Genomic DNA, 22,128 nt, shown 5'->3' on the forward strand with positions numbered 1-22,128 from the left:
AATAGAATTGGAATTATTTTTGAATTACTAATTTTAGGAATTTATAATCGTTATTAGAATGCAATTGTACCAAATAAACTCCATTTAATAAATTGGATACCTCCAATTGTTTATTTGAATTTATTAAATCCAATGGGGAAATTATTTGATTATTCACCATTTGTCCGTTTGTATTAAAAATGGTTAATTCTAAATCGGAATCTAAATTTTTTGAAAAATGAAGAGTGAAGTTATTTTTTGTCGGATTTGGAAATAGAGTAATTTTTGTATCGGACAGATCAAATGTATTTTCTGAAAGCACTAGATAAGAAGGGCCAACTTCCGATAAAGTTAATGGATGGTTGGTAGTTGTACCTGTAGTATATTCATCACAACCTGCATCTTTTAATGTAACGGTTGCAGGTCGTGCTTGTCCGCTAATGTCAAACAATAAAGTGGGATCATCATCAAGAACTGGAATGTCTAAAATTGTCGGATAACTTGCATTAGCATTATTCACCGGACTGTTGGCCGATAATCCGCGATACCCTTCTGAATTTAATGTAAGAAATGGGTTGGTACTTGTCATTCCAGAAGGTATGGTGATACCGATACTACCTTGATAAATATTTCCTGCCCAAGTTGTACCATTATTAGCATTGGAATAAATAGATCCTGAGTTTTTTTGGAAAATATTATTTGCCCAAGTATTGCTTGTTGCTCCAGTTCCGCCTAAATCAATATCCCCACAATTATAAAAAGTGTTGTGAATAAAATTAATGTTATTAAGATTTAAGGTCCTTGGACTTGCAGTTGTAGGTGGCACCAATGGAGCAACATACACATAAGTTACAGCATCGGCAGAACTTCCAACGCCAGAATTTTCAAAATAATTATTATAACAATAAATATTGTTTGCCTCTTTAACTCTAATTCCTCCTGCATTAATAAAGAAATTACTATAGGCTACATTATTATCGCCATTTCTAAAACAAAGCATTGCATTTTGTTGGTTGGTAAATGTGCAAAAACGGATTACATTTTCTTTACATTTTACTGATATGCTTTCACTATCGCCTAATCCTGTATTATTAAAATAACAGTACTCCACAATGGTTCTTGACTTATTGAGGTATTCAGCACCTAAACCAATTCGAACTGGCTCATTTCCGTTATCACCACCAATTCCATAATAATTTTGAAAAGAACAATATTTAATTTTATGGTAGCCAGGAACTGTTGCAGAGGTAGAAATTTGAACAGTACAACCAATAATAGCATCGGCTGGTTTTTTTTCTATATTACAATAGGTTATTTCGTTGTATTGAGTTCCAGCTTTAATTTCAATATATTTTTTCGCATAATACCCGCTAATATTTAACTGCGTAAGTAGGTTATGATTTCCATAAACTTCAATAAGATAATTGGATCCAATATCGCCACTTGTAAATTGAAATCCGCTAAAAGTGATGTAATTTCCATTTATGTTAATATCATCATACCCACTAAAATAGACACCTCCAGGAGTTTGAGCTTTTACAATAATATTATTATTGTCAATGTCTAAAAATACATTTTGATACGTTCCGTTAGCAAGAATAATAATATCCCCTGAATTGGAATTATTGCAGGCCGTTTGTAAAGCAGCAATGGTACTTACATTAATTGTAGCCGCTTTTAGTGCTGTTGGAGCAATTAGAATTAATAAAACACAAGCAGATAAAGAGTTATATATTTTTTTCATAATTGGATTGATCTATTTTTTGACAATAAACTTAATGGTTTTAGAAACATTATTATTTATTATTTCTGCAAAATATATTCCATCGGATAAATCGGAAACATCATAGATAAATGATAATTTATCTTCCGAGAAATCAAAAATTTCTTTTAGTTTTTTTACTAATTGACCATTACTATTATAAACGGAAATTTTAATATTGGAATCAAATGGAATTTTAGAATGTATTGTAAATTGCGATTTTGCAGGATTTGGATCAATAAACAAGTTGTTTTCAAAACTTGCTGTATCTATTTGATTGTTAGACAAAGCATCCAATCTATCGTTTAATTGCGCAATAAACAAACTCGGAATTGCCGCAATGTGGGTTCCTTGAGATTGTACTACTCCAATTGGTTCTGTAGTAGCATCACCAAAACCTGTTATAACTGGGCTAACACATCCTATAGCCCAATTTATTTCATCTCCTGGAGGATCTTGGATAACCATTCTTGCAGCATTACAATTCCAAAACATAGTTTGTCCGCCAGCCCATCCGTGACCGCTTCCCATATCCAAACGGTTTTGCACATTCATACTTCCGTTACCCGTTAAATTATCAAATAATATTCCGGTAGACCAACGGTGGTGAGGGCCAATATCGCTATTTTGAAGTGTTGCAGAGGAGTTATAAAAAACATTAGGTCCGCAGGTTCTGCTGCCATTAACATAATCGTGACGCCCATCTCTAGTGACACAATTTTGAACCAAACAACGCTGTCCATCTACATTAAAGGAATACCTTCTTCCGCCATCAATGATTGATTTTGGATCCAGCATTTTACAATTATCTACCGTAATAAAACTAGCATGTGAATTTATATGTACTGCAGAATATCCAAAATAATATACTTCTAAATTTTTAGCCCAACTATTATAAATATTGTCAAATGAAACTGCTTCCCAACCATGATTTTCATCCGTAGCTGATGCATAAGTAGAAGAAATTCGCATGTTTTCAATACCGCAATTTTGAATTCTGTTATCGGTAAATTTCACCAATTCCCCTGTAGAATATACAGGATCAATAACGTCCATAATTGGCGCATCTAAAGTGATTACATTGCCGCTTATTGCCATTATTTTTCTCTCCGAATCCATGTCGTAAGCACTTGCAGTCCAATTCACTGCGGCAGGATCAATTGTAGATAATAAATCCATTCCCAATAAACTAATCCAAGCAGCATTCGGAATTCGGTGAACAAATACCTTATTACCCACTGCAAATGTATGTCCGGAAGCAACAGTGATTTGTTTTTTGCCTATTGGAACATATAAATCGGTAATTGCTTTTCTTGTAGAAGATCCTGAAACATATGCTGTTCCGGAAGCTCCCAAAAAAGAAAATAGTGTAAATTGGGATGTTTTAGTTCCAATAAAATTAGTCCCGCTTCCATTAAAACCTGCTCCGCGTAGAACTATTCCGCTTGCCGGAATAATAACGGTATCACTCACATTATAAGTTCCCGCAGAAAATAAAATGGCTCCTCTAAATCCGTTAGCATCCAAGGGCATTGCTGCTACTTGATTGATTGCGTTTTGTATATTGGCTAAATTATCGCCAACTACTGGATTTACAGTAAGAACCACACCGATTGTAGGAATTGGAGCCTCACTATTTTTATAACCCACGGCACTAAAATCGGGAATACTATTTCCTTTAACATCGGTAGTATAAACAAGATGACCATCCGTTCCAACAGAAACCAAAGTAGATGTTTGCGCATAACTAGTTCCTACTACTAATACAAGAAGTAACATTATAGAAACAAGGAAATAGTTATTTTTCATTTTATAATTAAATTATTTTTTGGCTTCTTGACTTTTAAAAAATGCTATCATTTTCGATTTTAATTCTTTAGAAGTTGCAGCATAATTTTTATCGTTAACAACATTTACTTTTTCCAAAGGGTCTTTAACATAATCATATAATTCCGAAGCATAAACCTGAGCCTCATTAAAAGATTGTGTGCTGTTAAAGTTATTCATCCAGATAGTATAACGGAATTTATCGGTTCTTAAACTGTACCCCATAATTTTAGGATCGGTATAGCCAACCCTAGCCATTTCGGCTTTCTTCATTTTTCGTGGATACTGACTTATAGAGTATTCTTTACCGGCTAATTTATTGTTTAACATTAAAGGTTTTAAACTTTTTCCGTCTAAATTTTTCGGAATTGCAACACCTGCTAAATCACAAATAGTTGGAAAAACATCTACAAATTCGGTAAGGGAACTTGTTTTTCCTGCTTTTATTCCAGGACCAGCAATTAGTAAAGGTGCTCTTGTGGCTTCTTCAAAATTGGTATGTTTATGCCATAAATCGTGATCGCCTAAATGCCATCCGTGGTCTCCCCAAAGCACAATAACCGTATTTTCAAGGGTTCCTAATGATTCTAAAGTATTTAATAAAATTCCAACTTGGGCATCCATATAGGATATTGCAGCATAATAACCATGAATCAATTCTTTTTGTTTTTCTAATTTTAAACCTATTCGAAGGGAATCTGCAGGTAAAGTTGCAAATTCTGGAATGTCAAGATAATTTCTTAGTTCTCCCGATTGGTGGTAGGCAATTAGTGGTCCGTTTTTAGAATGTTCTTGAAATGTTGCAATAGTCATTTCTTCTCTATTGTACAAATCCCAATATTTTTTAGGAGCTACAAATGGAAGGTGTGGTTTAGAAAATCCAACGGCCATAAAAAATGGTTTATCCTCTTTGGAAAGTGCAATAATTTGATCTTTTGCCAATAACGCATTCACCCCGTCTTGATAGGCATTGTCTGGCAAGTCAATACATTCTGTTGAAGGCCCTTTAATGCTTTTAGGATTTTCATCATTTGCTGCTAAATCTTTATTTTTTAATTTTCTTTCGGCAATGATTTCGGGAGTCATTCGTTCTTTGGTTTCCTTCAATTGATACTGTCCATTGGCTGGCTCTCCAAATTCGGCAGGAAAATCAGATTCTTTAGACTTTAAATAAGGAATACTCCAAGATACAGGATCTACACCTTTAATAGCACTTGAGGGATGGTATATTTTACCAATTCCAGAAGTGGTGTAACCTTGCGAAATTAAATATTGCGGGAGTGTAACTAAATCCGGATTTACATCACGCATTTGAGTGGTTAAATTCCAAACCTGCGTAACATCTGGTCGAGTTCCTGTCATTAAACTAGCACGTGTTGGGCCGCAAATGGCTTGTTGGCAATAATTTCTATTAAAAACAGTCGCCATTTTTGCCAATCTATCAATATTTGGTGTTTTCACCAAGGTATTTCCGTAGCAACCCAAAAGCGGCTTTAAATCATCTACAGCAATAAATAAAATATTAGGTTTATTGGTTGCTTTCTTTTGTGCAAGAACAGAAGTTGAAATTGCAAACAAGAATACAAAAGCAGAAAATTGGATACTTTTTTTAATCATTATGTTTAACTTTTATTGTTGTTTTACTTCTTTTGATTTGAAATAATCCACCATTTTTTTATCTAATTTAGCAGCAATTGCAGCATAACTTTTGTCGTCCGACACGTTTACTTTTTCTAATGGATCTTTAACATAATCGTATAATTCTCTTGCATATACTTTAGAAGCATCATAAGGTTGATCGCTAGTGAAATTTTTCACCCAAACAGTATATCGATATTGTTCTGTTCGCATAGAATATCCCATAAGTTTCCCTTTTCCATCTTCTACTTTATTAATATCGGCCTTATCCATTTTTCTAGGATATTGGCTCATTGCATACTCTTTGACAGCTGCTTTGTTGTTTTTCATAACAGGAACCAAACTTTTACCATCTAAATAGGCTGCTGGAGTACCACCAGATAATTCGCAAAGTGTAGGAAATACATCTACAAATTCGGTCATCGATTTAGATTGACCTGCTTTCATTCCTGGTGCAGCAATGATTAATGGCGCTTTAGTAGCTTGTTCATAATTGGTATGTTTTCCCCACATATCATGATCGCCTAGATGCCATCCATGATCTCCCCAAAGTACAATAATTGTGTTGTTAAGTGTTCCCGATTTTTCTAAGGTATTCAACAAAATTCCTACTTGAGCATCGGTGTACGAAACCGCAGCATAATAAGCATGAACTAATTCTTTTTGTTTTTCAATGGTTAAACCAATTCGGTTGCCATCTTTTTTATCGTATTTTGCAAATTCTTTAACTCCAGTATAACTACTTATTTCTCCCGAATTTTGGTATCCAAAATCCTTACTATTAGCCGCATGTTCTTGAAATTCTGCTACTGGCATATCTTCGCGTTGGTATAAATCCCAATATTTTTTCGGAGATACAAAAGGTAAATGTGGTTTACGAAATCCAACTGCCATAAAAAACGGCTTATTATCTTTAGCCAATTTGATAATTTGTTTTTCTGCTAATAGTGCACTAACACCATCGTCATAAGCATTGTCTGGTAAATCAAGACACTCATAAGCAGGGCCTCTTGAACCACCACCATCTTCATCTAAATCGTCTTTTTTGCCTTTCTTTTTATCTTTATCTTTTCCTTTACCTTTCTCTTTTTCATTTCCTTCTACAACTTCCGCTTCTTTTGCTTGTTGTGCTTTTAATTCAGGAGATTGGTAATGTTTTTGAACCGGTATACCATTAAAATAATCGGATTCTTTTGGAACTAAAAAAGGAATAGTCCAAGATTGTGGGTCGAATTTTTTATCTACACAACTCGGATGAAATATTTTTCCAACCCCCGAAGTTGCATATCCTTGACTGATGAAATATTCTGGAAGGGTAATAATGTTTGGATTCATATCTCTCATCTTAGTATGTAAATCCCTTATTTTAGTTACATCTGGACGTAATCCTGTTAATATACTAGCACGTGTTGGACCACAAACTGCTTGTTGGCAATAATTATTTAAAAAAACAGTCCCCATTTTTGCTAAACGGTCAATGTTTGGCGTTTTAACAATGGTGTTTCCATAACAACCTAAAACTGGTTTTAAGTCATCAATTGCGATGAAAAGCACATTAGGTTTTGATTTTTCTTGAGCAAATAAGGGCGATAAAGATAGTATCCCTAAAAGTGCGGTTGCAATTAATTTTTTCATTAAAATTATTATTTATTATTGAAGGTTATTAGGATGTTTAGGACTAATTATTATTGAATTGGTTTAAAAAATTAATTTAAAACCCATAATAGTGGGTATCTGACTGGTGTGTTTCTTATTATTTCAGGTGTTGTAGAATTCGAATTCAGCGATTTCCACAAATTAATATATTTATTATTTTTAAAGGCTAAGCCTCCAAAAAGCAAACTCGATTGTCGCACTGGCCATTCGTCCCAATACATTACATCGTGCTGGTAAGGCCAAAGGGATTTATTTTCAATATACGGAAACATAAATTGCAACCCTAATTCAATATTTCTTCCATCTGTTGTGGTGTAGGTAAAAAGATTGTCCTTTTTAGTGGATAATATTTGACAAATACTCGACATCGCATCTAAATTAAATAAAGAATAACCATAGGGTTTCGTTCTTTTTAATTCCAAAGGAAAACTTCCGTCTTTCTCCATTTGATTAGGTAAAAGAGTGGATTTGTAAAAATTTCTGCAAAAATCCATCTTTTTTTCATCCTTTATCAAAGCCGCAAAAGCCGCTACTTGCATGGTCCAACACACACTGTGGTTGTTGCCATTATCTCTTTCGGATATTCCGTATTCGTGGGTTGTAATCCAATTTAGATAATTTGAAAACCATAATTTTATAGTTATTAAATCGGCTTTGGATAGCGCTTCAGAATTTTCAATTGCGGCAATTGCTTTGGTAACTTCCACTAAATGTACGGTGTCAATAATTCCTATTCCACGACCCGTTGCAACTCCTTTTATTGCCTGTGCATAAAGCAAATTAGTATTCATTTTAGTATTTTGATTTACAAACCAAGCATTCAAATGAAGTACTAATTGTTGTGCGTATTTTTCGTCTTTTGTTAGAACATAAGCCGATGCTAAGGCTCCAGAAATTTGGCTGAAGCGAATTAACGCTTCTCTATGAGACGTAAAATTTGCAGGATTTGTAAAACCATCTTTTCTTATATAAGGTCCATCTGGATTTTGTTCATCGGGCCACCAATAATCGCCTTCCGAATAAAAATCATGGTTGGTGCCAGCACTTCTAGCACAAGAAGAATTGGTAACCGTTTCGGGAGTTTCATTTAAATATAATTCAGCATTTTTAAGCACGCGACTTCTTTCCACTTCATTTAAATTAAATGCCATTTTAGGAGTCGAGCAACTAGTAAGGATACTACTTGCAAACAAAATAACACCAATAAAATTTATTTTTTTCATTTGAAAAGAGGTAATTGACCTAGCTTATTATTTTTTGAATTTTAAATATTCTCCTTTAAAATTTTGATTTAAAATATTCATCTCGATAGAATCTCCAATGGCATTCGGAATCACTTCAATCGCTGCTTTTCCGTTGGACATTTTAATAGACTCGCTTCCAGTTGGGGTTCCTTGGTTTTTTAAAGTTTGTCCGCCTGACAAGCATTGGAAATAAACGCGTTCTTCATAATCTAAACAACGTATGTTATTTTTATCTACAGCGATTGCAGTAACCAAATAATTTCCGTTTTTTAATTTTTCTGCCGATAATTTTAATCCATCTGCAGAACCGTTTTTTGTAAAACGATAATTGACATCAATAGTATCGGAAACTTTCGATCCATCTTTGGAAATTCCTACCGCAACAAAAGTATTTTTTCCTTCTGCAATATTTACTTCCCAAGTTAATCCACAAGCGGGATATGCAGTGCTATCTCTATCTTTAATTCCTAAAGAAACTCCGTTATGGAAGAATTCAACTTTTGGACAGTTACTAAATACATTTAATATTCTTGGTGTACCTTTTGGTCCTTGGCGTTCGGTCCAAGTGTGGGATTCTATATACGTAAAAGGTTTTTCGCTCCAATAACTTTTAAAAACATAATAAGCATCTTTAGGATTTCCGTTTCTATCAACCAATCCTTTTTGGTTCATATACGGAATATCATCTTCCGGACGCAAAGGCGTTGCAAAGTCTTTAAAGGACCATTGCAGGTTTCCTACAAAAGTTGGATCGTTTTCAGAAATATGCAAATGCCAATCGAATAAATCTACAATATAATTTTCGCTCCAATCGCCTATTTGGGCAATATTGGCAACTTTAGTTTGCACAATTGCTTCTTCCCAACCTTCCGATTTTATTTGACCTTCTCCATTAATTGGATTTTCAGAATGGCGTCCTACATGGCTATCGCCACCGTATTCTGCATGTATAAAATGTTTGTAATCTAATTTATATTTGTCAATGGCTTTCTTGTAACTTTTAAAACTTCCAGAATACCAACCCGACCAAATAGAAGGAGAAAATACATCTACAATTTTAGAACCTTCTTCATATTTACGAATTACGGTTTTTCTAGTTGGATCTAATTTGTGGCTAATATCATTTAGTTCCGACAAAAATGATTTCATTTTTTCGGTGTTATCGCCGTCTTTAAAATCGGGTAACCAACTCATTTCATTTCCTAATGACCATAAAATAATAGAGGGGTGGTTATAATTTTGATGTATTATTTCAGCAAGCATATTTTTGGAATTGGTTTGCCAAACTTCATTTCCAATGCCACCACGACACCATGGTAATTCATCCCAAACTAATAAGCCTAGTTCGTCACAAGCTTTGTAAACTTCTGGATCTTGAGGATAGTGTGCCAATCTAACAAAGTTTGCACCCATTTCTTTTATAGATTCCATGTCTTTTCGTTGTTGCTCGTTAGACATAGCCGCTCCAACTCCTGCATGCTCTTCATGACGGTGTGTACCTCGAACTAATACTCTTTTTCCGTTAAGGAAAAATGGGCCATTGTCTTTAAATTCGAACCATCTAAAACCAACTTTATCTTGAATTTTGTCTTTTTCAATTCCGTTTTCTAACAAGGAAACCGAAACGGCATATAGATTTGGCTTATTAATATCCCATAATTCTGGGTTTTTAATATTTTTAAAATCGATGGAAGTTGTTTCGCCAGAAAAATTCCCTTTTTGGGTTGCAATTACTTTTCCTTTCGGATTGGTAAGTTGAGCGATGTAAGAAAATTGACCTGGATTGGCACTATTTTTTACAGTGGCAACTATGTTTAATGAAGCTGATTTTTCAGATACTTGAGGAGTAGTAATCTTGATGTTGTCCATATTATTTTTAGACATGGAAAGCAACCAAACATCTCTTGTGATTCCGCCATAAATGATAAAATCACTTTTTTGTGAAGGAATTACTTCAATATTATAACTGTTATCTACGCGAACCAAAACTTCGTTAGGTCCTTCGGTAATAAATTTAGTAATATCTAAAGTAAAACCAATGTATCCGCCAATATGTCCGCCAACATCTTTGCCGTTTACATACACTTTAGTAGTAATATTAGACCCTTCAAAATATAATTTATATAATTTGTTAGCATCGATATTGGTAATAACTAGATTCTTTTTGTACCAACTAGCACTTCGTCTGTAACCTGGATCGTTGTCGGTGGCATCTTGACTGTTCCAACTGTGCGGTAAATTTAGGGTAACCCAATTGTTAGCATTTTTTGCTTCGGTTATATTGGAGGTTTCATTTTCTAAATAATTCCAATTACTATCAATGTTAGTTTTAGTTCGTTGTATGCTTTCTGATTTTTGAGCATAAAGCGAATTGAAACCAAATAAGGTAATTATAATTAGTAAATGAGAATTGTAGGTTAAGTTGAATTTCATAAATTAAAGGGCTTGTTTTCTAATAATTGCTTCTAAAAAATAATAATCTGCATAGGTTATTGGTTGGTCAATTTCATCTTTTTTAGGCCAATTGCCGGTGCTATGGTCTAGAAGGAAAGGTCCTTTTACAGAATCATTTAATAAATAGTTGTCGGTGCTTAAAGTAGTTATAACCTTGTTGGCATAATTTAAGTACGTTTTGTTTTTGGTAAAGGAGTATAACTCAATCAAAGCCGAAGCCATTACAGCGGATGAAGAAGCATCTCTAGGAGAATTAGGAATACTAGTATCGTTGAAATCCCAGTAGGCAATTCCATCTATAGGCATATTTTTATTATTGATATAATATTTTGCAGTAGCTTCTGCTTGTTTCAAATATTCTTTATTTTTGGTGTAGCGATACGCCATAGTGTAACCATAAACAGCCCAAGATTGACCACGTGCCCAGGAAGACTGATCATTGAAACCTTGGTGCGTACCTCTGTTTCTTACTACTCCAGTAATCGTGTCGTAGTCTACAACATGAAAACAACTATTGTCTTTTCTGAAATGATTTTTTAATGTGGTATTGGCATGTTGGATAGCGATGTCTTTAAAGCTAGTATCACCAGATAATTTAGAAGCTTCAAACAATAGCTCTAAGTTAATCATGTTATCAATAATTACAGGAAAGTCCCATTTTTCTTTATTATGATCCCAAGAACGAATGGCACCTATTTTCGGATTGAAACGCGTGATTAAAGTTTGAGCACTTTTAATAATTATTGCTTTGTATTTTTCGTTTTTTTGAACCAACAAGCCTTTGCCAAAACTGCAATACACTTTAAAACCCATGTCGTGCGTTTTTCCGTTAAACTTTTCTTTTTCGATAAAGGCATTCCATAAAGCAGCTTTTTCTTTAAATCGAACATCGCCCGTTAATTTATAAATCTGCCATAGGTTGCCCGGAAAAAAACCACTAGTCCAATCTTTAGATGGAACTGTTTTTACTTTTCCAGAAGCAACATTCATAGTTCTTGGAATTGCAACTGAATCTATAGGAAAATCTAGAAGTTTTAAAAACCTAGCATTAATTTCTTTTCGAAGAAGATGGTTATTTGATTTATTTTGGGATGAGCAATTAATGCTTACCATCGTAAATAAAAATATATAAAATAAAGAATTAAATCTCTTCATAACTGAATAGTACTATTTGGTTGATAAGAATCCAGAGTTACAACAAACATTAAAACAAAAAAAAGTTTAGCATTAATAAACTCATGGAGATTATTAAAACAATCAAAAAGGATTGAAATAAGTTGATTTTTATTTTTCTGGATTTCATTTCACAAAAATATATGTAGTAAAGATTTTAATAATCCAAAATAGGGTATTCAAAAATCCAAATACATAAAAAAAGAACCCAAAAACATTAGGATTTAGAGTCGTCCGAAAATTTACTTAAGTATTGTGTAGGTGTTTCGCCAAACTTCTTTTGGAAGCATTTACTAAAGTATTTAGGATTATTAAACCCTACTTTATAGCTAATTTGGGAGATATTTATCTTGTTTTGTTCCAATAATTGAGCCGCTCTTTTCATTCGAATTTCATGTATAAATTCATTCGGAGTGAAATTGGTCCATGCTTTAATTTTAGTAAAAAGCATCGTTCTACTTACGCCTAATTCGGAACAGAAAAACGGAATATCAAATTGTTCGTTTGCAATGTTTTCCTCTACAATTTTAAAAGCTTTTTTCAACAACTGTTCATCTAATGAAGAAACAACAATTTCACTTGGCGTAAAACTATCTTCGGAAGAAAATTTAGTTTTTAATCGTTGTTTGGAAATAAGTAGATTTTTAATTCGCAATTTAAATTCTACTAAATTAAATGGTTTACTGATGTAGTCATCTGCCCCACTTTCTAAACCTTCTATTTTATAAATTAAGGAAGATCTAGAAGTAAGTAATATTACCGGTATATGGCTAGTTTTAATGTTTTCTTTAATTTTGGAACACAGCTCTGTACCTACCATTTCGGGCATAATTACATCACTCACAATAAGGTCTGGCAGAAATTTTAATGCTTTTTTAAGTCCAATTGCTCCATTTTCTGCAGTAATAACATTGTATTCTTCTTTAAGAAGATTCTTCATAAAGGACCGTAAAACTTTATGGTCTTCTACTATTAAAACAGTTAATTTATCTTCGGTATTTTCTAAATCATTTATGTCGTCTTCTTGAACAATTTCAGCAGGATTTAATTGAGAGGTATATTGTTCAAGATCATCACTTATCTTAAAGTCTTTTAAAATTTCTTTGTCTAAAAGATGGTTTCTTCCTAGAAGCATTTTTACTTTAAACACAACCCCTTTAGTTGTTTTATTTTCAACCGTAATAGTTCCTTTATGAAGATTTATGATATTTTTTACAATAGACAATCCAATGCCGGTGCCTTTATTATAATTTATTTGCTCATTGTTGTGCGCTGGAATTTCAAAAAACAAATCAAATATTTTATCTACATGTTCTTTTGCAATACCAATACCTGTGTCTTCTACTTCTATAATTACTTGGCCAACTTCATTTCTTATTTTTACTATAATTTCACCTCCTTTTGGAGTATATCTAAAAGCATTGGATATTAAATTATAAAAAACACGTTCTAATTTAAAACGGTCAAAATAAACTAATATTTCCTCATCCGAAGATTCAAAAGTATATTTATAATCGCCATCTTTGGCAAATTCGGTAAACGACAAAAAGATTTCTTTGATGTATTTTACAATATTTCCTTCGGCTGTTTCTAATATAAATTGGTTATTTTCAAATTTTCTAAAATCCATCAATCTATTTATTAATTTCAATAAATGATTAGCACTACTTTCAATTACCAATAATTTTTTATACATGGCATTAGGACCATTATAATTTAAAAGTATTTGCTGTAAAGGTCCTAAAATTAAGGTCAATGGCGTTCTAAACTCATGAGAGATATTAGTAAAAAATTGCAGCTTTGCACTATTATCTTCTTTATTTCTTTCGCTTTCTCTGTATTCTAAAAATAAATCTTGGCGAAGCTTTTCTTTGGATTTTATAATCCAAATTAAACCATAAAGGGAAACACATAATAAAATTGTAAATAAAGAAAGTGCCCACCAACTTTTCCATGGTGCTGGTTGTACAACTATTTCTAAAGTAGTTGGTTCGGCATTCCAAACGCCGTCATTATTAGCTCCTTTAACCTCAAAAACATAAGTTCCAGAATTTTGAATCGTGAATGTAGCTTCTGTATTGGAAGTGGTAATCCATTGGTTATCCAAACCTACTAATCTATATTTATATTTATTATTTGTAGGATTGATAAAGTTAGGAATTGCAAAAGTTATAGTGAAATTAGCTTTATCATAACTTAAAGTAAGGGAGTTTGTAAATGCAATGGATTTTTCTAATATTTCATTGTCATTAGCAACATTTATAGATTTGTTAGCAATTTTAAAATCGGTTAATATAACCTGGGGAGTGTATTTATTGATTGGGAGTTTTTTAGTATCAAAATAAGTTATTCCCGATGGTCCGCCATAATAAAATTTATTATAACCTATTTGCAAAAAGGCATTGTCATTAAACTCGTTACTAATTAAACCATCTTTTTGATCGTAAATAAAACTAGATTTATTTAATAAATTATATTTTATAATACCATAATTAGAGCTTATCCATAAATTATTATTATCGTCTTGGGAGATGGAATGAATTGCAGTTACATCCGAATCCTCTTTTTTAATATTTATTTTATTAAAATTGGTCCCATTAAATTCATATAGCCCTTTTGCCTTAGTTCCAATCCATATTTTACCTTTTTTATCTTGAAATATAGACAATATATCGTCTCCCGAAAGTAATTTATTATCAAAAAAGTAATGTTTAATATGATACACCTTATTGTCAAAATCATTCAAATTTATAACATTCAATCCGCTTTGTGTACCTATCCATAAATTTTCATTTTTATCAATTAACAACGTTCTAACTCTGTTATTAGTTAAAAAATTATCCGAATAATTATCATTACCAATTATTTGATAGGTTTTATTTGTGCTATCATATCGTATTAAACCTTTTCCAAATGTACCTAACCAAAAAATGCCGTTTTTTCTTCCTTTTGTTATAACATAAACACCCGATTCTTTTAGTATATTTTTCAAATCAGGAGCGATATTTTCATTTACAAATCTTTTAGAATGGATGTCGTAAGCTGCCAAGCCTTCTGTAAAAGTTCCTATCCAAAGAATGCCTGTATTAGATAGACATAAGGATTTAATATTATCTACAGAAACACCAATTGAGGATAATGAATTTATCTTTGTTGTCGTTGCTGTTTTACTGTCAAAAACAGTAATTCCGCCTCCTTCTGTTCCAATATAAATATTTTTATTAGCATCAGCAGCTAATGAACTTACTACATCATAACTCAGTGCGTTTAATCCTGAATTTTGATTTAAATTATTGAAATTATTATTGGATTCATCCCAAAAACTAATTCCGTTGTAATAAGAGCCAATCCACACAGAACCTTTTTTATCGGTGAAAACAGTTTTAATTTTCCCAAAACTTGTCTTTTTCTCTGGGCTATTGTATACTTTACTAATAAATCCATTGGTTTGAATTGTACTAATTCCATTATAAGATCCAACCCAAGCAACCCCTTTTTTGTCAAAATCTAATGATCTTACGTCCGCATCCATTTGGTTTTGATTTATTGAAAACGGAAGTAATTTATTCAAAATTGTATTTAGTTTTAAAAGCCCATTTGCTTTAGTAGCCACCCACAAATTCCCTGACTTATCTTCCTTAATATCTTGAACGTAAACACTTTCATTATTAGCAGTGTAATACTGCTTGAACTCGAATGAATTTCCTTTTCGATTTACTAATTGGCATAAACCTTTGGAAGTTCCAACCCAAATTACTCCTTTTTTAGTTTGGAAAATATTTAATACAAAGTTGTTAGGTAAACTGGTATTGTTTTTTGAATTATGAGAAACCGTCGTAAATTTCTGAGTAGTTTTATTAAAAATGGATATCCCTCCTGCGGTTGCTATCCAAATTTCATTTTTAATTTCTTTAATATCCCAAATGGTATTATTGGTTAAGGTATTTTTACCATTACCATGAAAATAATGTTTAAAAATATTAGTGCTGGGATTATAACAATTTAACCCGTTATAAGTTCCCACCCATATATTCCCTGATTTATCGCCTTCTATTGAAAGAATGTCATTATTACAAATGGATAAAGTGTCTTTTGGATCATTACGAAAAACTTTAATACTACTTCCATCGTATTTATTAAGCCCATCCCGAGTTGCAAACCACATTTGCCCCGGAAAATCTTGATAGATTGCAATAACAGAACTTTGGGAAAGTCCATTAGCAGTTGTAATATTTTTTAATCTGTATAGGTTAGATTGGGAGAAAGAACTTACAGAAAAAAAAATAAAAATATAAAAGAATAGTAGGTTTTTCATATTTTATTTTATGAAAAATAATTAGCTTATTTATTCACCTTGTGAAATTAATACATTAACCATTAATAAACAAAGAAAATTATTTGAAACGTTTTTTTAATTGGTAATTGTATAATGAAGGGATCTTAGCCATTGACTGATTAATAAACTCAATATACGCGTCTGGGCCATATTTTGCAGTAAAATTTCTGTTTCCGTTAATTCCTATTATTCTAGCAAATGGACCTTCCTCCATTCCGTTAAGTTCAATAGGCAGGTTGAGATTATTGCCTGAAACAGCAACGGTAATATTCCAAAATGTAGAATAAGCGCCATGGGATGGTTTCCAATAACTGGCACCTCCACCTGCAAAAAGTGGGTAGGTATTATCTGTATTGGCTTCAAAATGCACTTTGATATTGTCAAATAAATTTTGATGGTTAGCACCTGCATGTTGGTCTAAATCGGGATCGGTAAAAATCTCACAATTTTCATATACATTTTTAGTAGAAAAAGTATTGAAACTTAATGGATGCACCGCTTTATTGTAAACCTTTAAATTTTCGACCAATACATTATGAACGCCACCCATAGCAACGGTGTAATGTGCAATATTTTTTCCTTCGGTAACAATATCTTTAATGGTAACATTGGCAATTTCTTCGGTTAAAATACCGCTATCCGCATTGTTAATGGTAACATCTTTAACCCAACTATTGAAAATTCGGGTAAGAAAAATTCCATTAAATCCTGGTTCCAAATGGTGTGCTACACGAGGAGCATCTGGGAAAGACATTCGTAAATGTTCAATACCAACTTCGGTTAAGTGATTCCATTCTACCAATAAAGCTTGGTAATTTAGTTTAATATCAATAAGCAAAGGTGTTTTAATAGTAACTTTATTTTTTGATATTGCTTCTATTTCAACTTGTTGACGAACTATAGGCAAAGAGGGAAGTTTCCAATGGGAAGAACCAATTTTTACTTTTGAATTTTTATACAATGCTTCAATTATTTCGCCATTTTCGCCATCTTTATTAAAGAGATCCAATTCTACTACATCTCCAACTTTTAAGCCGTTACTATCCGAAATATAAAATACATTTTCACCTCTTTTTCCTTGCACAACTTTTGCTAGAATATTTTGAGGAGTATCGTATTTATCTAAATAGTATTTAACCCGTTGTTTCGGGACTTGTGTCCAAATAAATCCTCCCGACCAGGCAAATTGAGAAAATGGCAAATCAATATTATTCTCTTTTTCAACTTGTCGTTTATCTGTCGTGGTTAAATATTCTCTTAATTCCGCTAATGATTCTTGGTTTTTTACATACATAAGTGGCCGCGGACAAAAAATTTCTGTTCCTTCTTTTCCAGAACCAGCACCTCGTAAAACAAAATTACTGCGTTCAATATACAAAATGTCACTAAGTATTATTTTCCCTGCTGGTAATTGCAAAACAACGTTTCCTAGAACTTCATTTGCCGCTTTGAATGCTTTTAGTAATGCTTTAGAATCGTCTAAATCATCATTAGCAATAACTCCAAAATCAGCAGCTAAAATAATTTTTTCTTTAATTACAGGTAGTTCACTAGTTCCAAAATGGTACCCCGCATAACTAAAATCAGGTAAGAAATTTTGCGAAGAAACTTCTTTGTTACTAATTATTTTTGGTGTTTCTTGTGCAAATGAAACGGCTATATTAATGCAAATTGAAAATAAAACGCAACATTTTTTTATTGGTTTTAAAGGGTTTATTTTGGAGATTGAATTCATTTAGGATAGAATAAAAGTGAAATTATCAAAGGGCTATTTTTAAAAAAACCTATTTCACAATGGTTGGAAAGTGAAATAGATTTTTAAAATAATTTATTATTAATAGTTATAAATCGGTAATCGGACTGTATTTAGGTACTAGTAATTTTATTACAGACCAGGCAATTAAATAGGCAACCGCACATAAAACAAACATAATGGTATAACCTGTTTGAATATGTCCTAAACCTTCGTAGTAATCAAATAAATAACCGCCTAATTTGGAAACTAATACGCCGCCTATTCCACCAGCCATTCCACCAATTCCAATTATAGAACCGATTGCTTTTTTGGGAAACATGTCGGATACCGTGGTGAAAATATTGGCTGACCACGCTTGGTGTGCAGAGGCTCCTACTCCTATTAAAATAACAGGAATCCAAAAAGTATAATGACCTAGTGGTTGCGCTAATACTACTACTAACGGAAATAACGCAATGAAAAACATGGCTTTAAGTCGGCCATCATAAGCAGTATATCCTTTATTAATAAAATACATTGGGAACCATCCTCCAAAAATACTACCCACCATAGTCATACTATAAAGTACCGCTAATGGAAGTACAATGTCGGTTCCTTTCATATCAAATTGTGCCTCAAGGTATTTTGGTAACCAAAACAAAAAGAACCACCAAATTCCATCGGTCATGAATTTTCCAAATACAAAAGCCCAAGTTTGCTTGTATCCTAATAATTTAAACCAAGCTACTTTTTCTTCTTTGGTCTCGGAAACGATTTCAATTACTTCCGTTTCATCTGAATTTATATAATCAAATTCGGCTTTGGATAATCTTTTTTGTTTGGATGGCACTTCATAAAAAATAACCCAAAAAATTATCCAAATAAAACCAATTACTCCTACTAAGATAAAAGCAAATTCCCAGCCATATAATTCTGCAATAATAGGCACCGTTAAAGGGGCTAAAATTGCACCAACATTGGATCCTGAATTAAAAATTCCGGTGGCTAGAGATCGTTCTTTTTTCGGGAAATATTCGGCCACAGCCTTTATTGCTGCAGGAAAATTTCCAGATTCTCCAAAACCTAAAACGGCTCTAGACAACATAAATCCCGCAATAGAAACGGGTACTGCTCCTACTCCTATCCAAACCATAAAGGTTGAAAATGCAGTTCCAACAGGCAACGAATAGGCATGCATAATTGCGCCTAAGGACCATACTGTAATTGCTAAAATGTATCCTTTTTTAGTTCCTAATTTATCTATTATTCTTCCTGCAAAAAGCATTGAAATAGCGTAAATAAATTGGAATACTGCTGTAATATTTGCATAATCACTATTCGACCAATTAAATTCTTCGGATAACTTAGGTGCTAATAAACTTAATACTTGACGGTCTAGGTAATTTACGGTTGTAGCAAAGAAAAGTAAACCACAAATGGTCCAGCGGTATTTCCCTACAGATTGATTCATTTCTTTCATAATAAGTTTAGGTTTGGTTATTTAGGTTGGTTGTTTAGGTTGAAATTAAAAAGTTTGTTGGTCCAATAAAATATTTAATATTTTGTCTCGCAAAGGCGCGAAGGCGCAGTTTATAACTAAATCTTTAGCGGCTCTGCGCCTTTGCGAGAATTAAGTTGATTCTATATTTTCATACTATTTACGTGGCTTATCAACGTATACTATCCGTATTATCGAACAACATTGTATTTCTTTTAAACTTGTACAATTTTATTGTTTGTTGATATCAAAATAGGTTTCGGCATTTTTATAACAAATTGCTTCCACCATGGCTCCAATATGTTTTGTGTTATTTGGCAATTCGCCTTTTTCCATTTCGTCTCCTAACACATTGCATAAAATACGTCTAAAATATTCGTGTCTCGGAAAAGAAAGAAAACTTCTAGAATCGGTTACCATTCCAACAAATCGGCTTAATAAACCAAAGTTGGAAAGTACATTTAATTGTTTTTCCATGCCGTCTTTTTGGTCTAAAAACCACCAAGCGGCGCCATATTGCATTTTGCCAGCAATTTTTCCGTCATTAAAATTGGCCGCCATTGCAGCAAACATTTCGCTATCTCTTGGATTCAAATTATAAACAATGGTTTTGGCTAGACCATTACATTGGCTTAATCGTCCAAAGAATTTGCTCATGTTATCCGCCATATTCAAATCGCCAAGCGAATCAAATCCTTGGTCGGGACCTATATCTTGTAGCATTTTGGCATTGTTATTTCGTATTGCTCCAACATGAAATTGTTGCGCCCAAGATTTGGCATTATTCATCAAAGCCAATTCAAATAATACTGCCGATTTGTATTTATTGATTTCCAAAACAGAAACTGCTTCCCCTTTTAATGCTTTTTCAAATATGGAGTTTACTTCTGTAGAAGTGTATTCCTCTCCATAGAAATTAGAATGACCATGATCGGAAATACGGCAACCCATTTCGTGGAAGTAATCGTGACGCTCTTGAAGTGCTTTTATTAAACTTGGAAAATTCGTAACGGGATAGCCAACTGTTTTTTCTAATTTCAGAATCCAATCTATAAAGGCTTGCCCTTTCTCCATTTCGGATGCTTTATCCGGACGGAAGGAAGGCAAAACGGCTATTTCGAAATTGTCTTCTTTTATTTTTTTGTGGTACTGTAAATCATCCGTAGGATCATCGGTAGTTCCTACCACTTTCACATTCATTTTGCGAAGTAAATTCTTAACGCTGTATTCGGGCTTTTTTAATAATTCCGAACCTTGGTTGTAAATACTTTCGGCAGAATCGGCATCTAATAAAGTGGTGATTCCAAAATAGTTTTTCAACTCTAAATGGGTCCAATGGTACAAAGGATTTCGTAACGTATACGGAACCGTTTCTGCCCATTTGGTAAACTTTTCATAATCAGAAGCGTTTCCTGTAATGAACTTTTCGTCCACACCATTGGCACGCATGGCTCTGTATTTATAATGATCGCCATCAATCCAAATCTGCGCTAGATTTTCAAATTGTCTATCTTCTGCAATATCTTTTGGTGATAAATGGCAGTGGTAATCAAAGATGGGTTGCTTTTTTGCAAAATCGTGGTACAGCGTTCTTGCCGCTTCACTGTGTAACAAAAAATCTTCCGTAATAAATATTTTATCCGACATAAATTAGTTTTAAAAAAGACTTTTTTCAATTCCCATTTCCAAACCACGCAACTCCGCAAGACCTCTTAAACGGCCAATTCCAGAATAACCCGGATTGGTTTTTTTATTCAAATCGTCTAGCATTTGATGCCCGTGATCTGGTCGCATTGGAATGATTCTTTTGGTTTCTTTTTGTTTTTTTAGTATCGATTTTACTACTTCGTACATATCTACATCGCCTTCTAAATGGTTGGCTTCATAGAAATTTCCTTCGGCATCGCGTTGGGTACTTCGTAAATGAATAAAATTCATTTTATCGCCATGACGATCTACAATTCCGGGTAAATCATTTTCGGCAATAACTCCATAAGATCCCGTACACATTGTAAATCCGTTAGACGGAGAATCAATAGCATTTAGTAATTGAATCAAATCAGCCTCAGTACTTACCACTCTTGGCAATCCTAAAATTGGATAAGGAGGATCGTCTGGATGGATAGCCATTAACACACCAACACTTTCGGCAACTGGTATGATTTCACGCAAGAAATAGTATAAATTTTCTTTCAATCGAGCAGCATCAATGCTATCATAACCTTGAAGCACTTTTAAGAAATCTTCAACAGTATACGATTCTTCGGCACCTGGTAAACCAGCAATGATGTTTTGTTGTAATTTTATTTTATCGGCATCGGTTAACTTCTCAAAAGTTGCTTTTGCTTTTGCTTTTTGCGCTTCGGTGTACGTAGTTTCTGCTCCGGGTCTTTTTAGGATAAACAATTCAAAAGCAGCAAATTCATTGATGTCAAATCGCAATGCTTTGGATCCATCGGGCATTTCATACGATAAATCGGTTCTAGACCAATCTAAAACAGGCATGAAATTATAACACACAATGTTAACGCCACATGCCGCTAAGTTTTTGATGCTTTGCTTGTAGTTTTCTATGTATTTTAAATAATCTCCCGATTGTTTTTTGATGTCTTCATGAACTGGAATACTTTCTACAACCGAAAAAGTCAATCCTGCGGCTTCCACTTCGTTTTTTCTTTTCATGATTTCGTCTACTTCCCACACTTGACCATTTTTAATATGGTGTAAGGCAGTTACAATTCCGGTTGCACCGGCTTGTCTAGCGTCTGATAATTTTACAGGATCATTTGGTCCGTACCATCTCCATGTTTGTTCCATAACTTATGT

The 22,128-nt window shown here is 33.3% G+C and carries 12 protein-coding genes; all 12 read right to left on the reverse strand.

The window, feature by feature from the left end:
- Positions 1-13: 13 nt before the first annotated feature.
- The gene (locus ACIQ2J_RS11540) at positions 14-1,723 is read right to left on the reverse strand and encodes a chondroitinase-B domain-containing protein (RefSeq protein ID WP_396169905.1); all 1,710 of its coding nucleotides are present in this window, start codon (positions 1,721-1,723) and stop codon (positions 14-16) included.
- Between the two features lie 12 nt (positions 1,724-1,735).
- A complete protein-coding gene (locus ACIQ2J_RS11545; RefSeq protein ID WP_396169907.1) occupies positions 1,736-3,550 on the reverse strand; it encodes a T9SS type A sorting domain-containing protein in 1,815 nt (604 codons plus the stop codon).
- A gap of 12 nt (positions 3,551-3,562) precedes the next feature.
- The gene (locus ACIQ2J_RS11550; protein ID WP_396169910.1) at positions 3,563-5,185 is read right to left on the reverse strand and encodes a sulfatase; all 1,623 of its coding nucleotides are present in this window, start codon (positions 5,183-5,185) and stop codon (positions 3,563-3,565) included.
- Between the two features lie 12 nt (positions 5,186-5,197).
- Positions 5,198-6,841: a sulfatase gene (locus ACIQ2J_RS11555; RefSeq protein ID WP_396169913.1), complete on the reverse strand. Its 1,644-nt coding sequence runs from the start codon at positions 6,839-6,841 to the stop codon at positions 5,198-5,200.
- Positions 6,842-6,912: 71 nt separating this feature from the next.
- A complete protein-coding gene (locus ACIQ2J_RS11560; RefSeq protein WP_396169916.1) occupies positions 6,913-8,085 on the reverse strand; it encodes an alginate lyase family protein in 1,173 nt (390 codons plus the stop codon).
- 27 nt (positions 8,086-8,112) lie between these two features.
- A complete protein-coding gene (locus ACIQ2J_RS11565; protein ID WP_396169918.1) occupies positions 8,113-10,539 on the reverse strand; it encodes a glycoside hydrolase family 2 TIM barrel-domain containing protein in 2,427 nt (808 codons plus the stop codon).
- A gap of 3 nt (positions 10,540-10,542) precedes the next feature.
- On the reverse strand, positions 10,543-11,715 hold the full coding sequence (locus tag ACIQ2J_RS11570; protein WP_396169920.1) for a glycoside hydrolase family 88 protein: 1,173 nt from the start codon (positions 11,713-11,715) through the stop codon (positions 10,543-10,545).
- 235 nt (positions 11,716-11,950) lie between these two features.
- Positions 11,951-16,048: a two-component regulator propeller domain-containing protein gene (locus tag ACIQ2J_RS11575; RefSeq protein WP_396169922.1), complete on the reverse strand. Its 4,098-nt coding sequence runs from the start codon at positions 16,046-16,048 to the stop codon at positions 11,951-11,953.
- A 79-nt stretch (positions 16,049-16,127) separates the two neighbouring features.
- Entirely contained in the window at positions 16,128-17,804 is a 1,677-nt protein-coding gene (locus ACIQ2J_RS11580) for a hypothetical protein (RefSeq protein WP_396169924.1), read from the reverse strand.
- 106 nt (positions 17,805-17,910) lie between these two features.
- Positions 17,911-19,275, reverse strand: coding sequence for an MFS transporter (locus tag ACIQ2J_RS11585; protein WP_396169943.1), 1,365 nt, complete (start codon positions 19,273-19,275; stop codon positions 17,911-17,913).
- Between the two features lie 258 nt (positions 19,276-19,533).
- On the reverse strand, positions 19,534-20,949 hold the full coding sequence (gene uxaC / locus ACIQ2J_RS11590) for a glucuronate isomerase (protein ID WP_396169926.1): 1,416 nt from the start codon (positions 20,947-20,949) through the stop codon (positions 19,534-19,536).
- 9 nt (positions 20,950-20,958) lie between these two features.
- A complete protein-coding gene (gene uxuA / locus ACIQ2J_RS11595; RefSeq protein WP_396169928.1) occupies positions 20,959-22,119 on the reverse strand; it encodes a mannonate dehydratase in 1,161 nt (386 codons plus the stop codon).
- Positions 22,120-22,128: the final 9 nt, after the last annotated feature.

It is taken from the genome of Flavobacterium sp., from assembly GCF_044357305.1.
Taxonomy (GTDB): Bacteria; Bacteroidota; Bacteroidia; order Flavobacteriales; family Flavobacteriaceae; genus Flavobacterium.

Bases quoted from the DNA above. Each gene is read 5' to 3' on its own strand.
- ACIQ2J_RS11560 (WP_396169916.1), bottom strand. From the start codon at position 8,085: ATGAAAAAAATAAATTTTATTGGTGTTATTTTGTTTGCAAGTAGTATC.
- ACIQ2J_RS11545 (WP_396169907.1), bottom strand. From the start codon at position 3,550: ATGAAAAATAACTATTTCCTTGTTTCTATAATGTTACTTCTTGTATTA.
- ACIQ2J_RS11555 (WP_396169913.1), bottom strand. From the start codon at position 6,841: ATGAAAAAATTAATTGCAACCGCACTTTTAGGGATACTATCTTTATCG.
- ACIQ2J_RS11550 (WP_396169910.1), bottom strand. From the start codon at position 5,185: ATGATTAAAAAAAGTATCCAATTTTCTGCTTTTGTATTCTTGTTTGCA.
- ACIQ2J_RS11575 (WP_396169922.1), bottom strand. From the start codon at position 16,048: ATGAAAAACCTACTATTCTTTTATATTTTTATTTTTTTTTCTGTAAGT.
- ACIQ2J_RS11540 (WP_396169905.1), bottom strand. From the start codon at position 1,723: ATGAAAAAAATATATAACTCTTTATCTGCTTGTGTTTTATTAATTCTA.
- ACIQ2J_RS11565 (WP_396169918.1), bottom strand. From the start codon at position 10,539: ATGAAATTCAACTTAACCTACAATTCTCATTTACTAATTATAATTACC.
- uxuA (WP_396169928.1), bottom strand. From the start codon at position 22,119: ATGGAACAAACATGGAGATGGTACGGACCAAATGATCCTGTAAAATTA.
- ACIQ2J_RS11580 (WP_396169924.1), bottom strand. From the start codon at position 17,804: ATGAATTCAATCTCCAAAATAAACCCTTTAAAACCAATAAAAAAATGT.
- uxaC (WP_396169926.1), bottom strand. From the start codon at position 20,949: ATGTCGGATAAAATATTTATTACGGAAGATTTTTTGTTACACAGTGAA.
- ACIQ2J_RS11570 (WP_396169920.1), bottom strand. From the start codon at position 11,715: ATGAAGAGATTTAATTCTTTATTTTATATATTTTTATTTACGATGGTA.
- ACIQ2J_RS11585 (WP_396169943.1), bottom strand. From the start codon at position 19,275: ATGAATCAATCTGTAGGGAAATACCGCTGGACCATTTGTGGTTTACTT.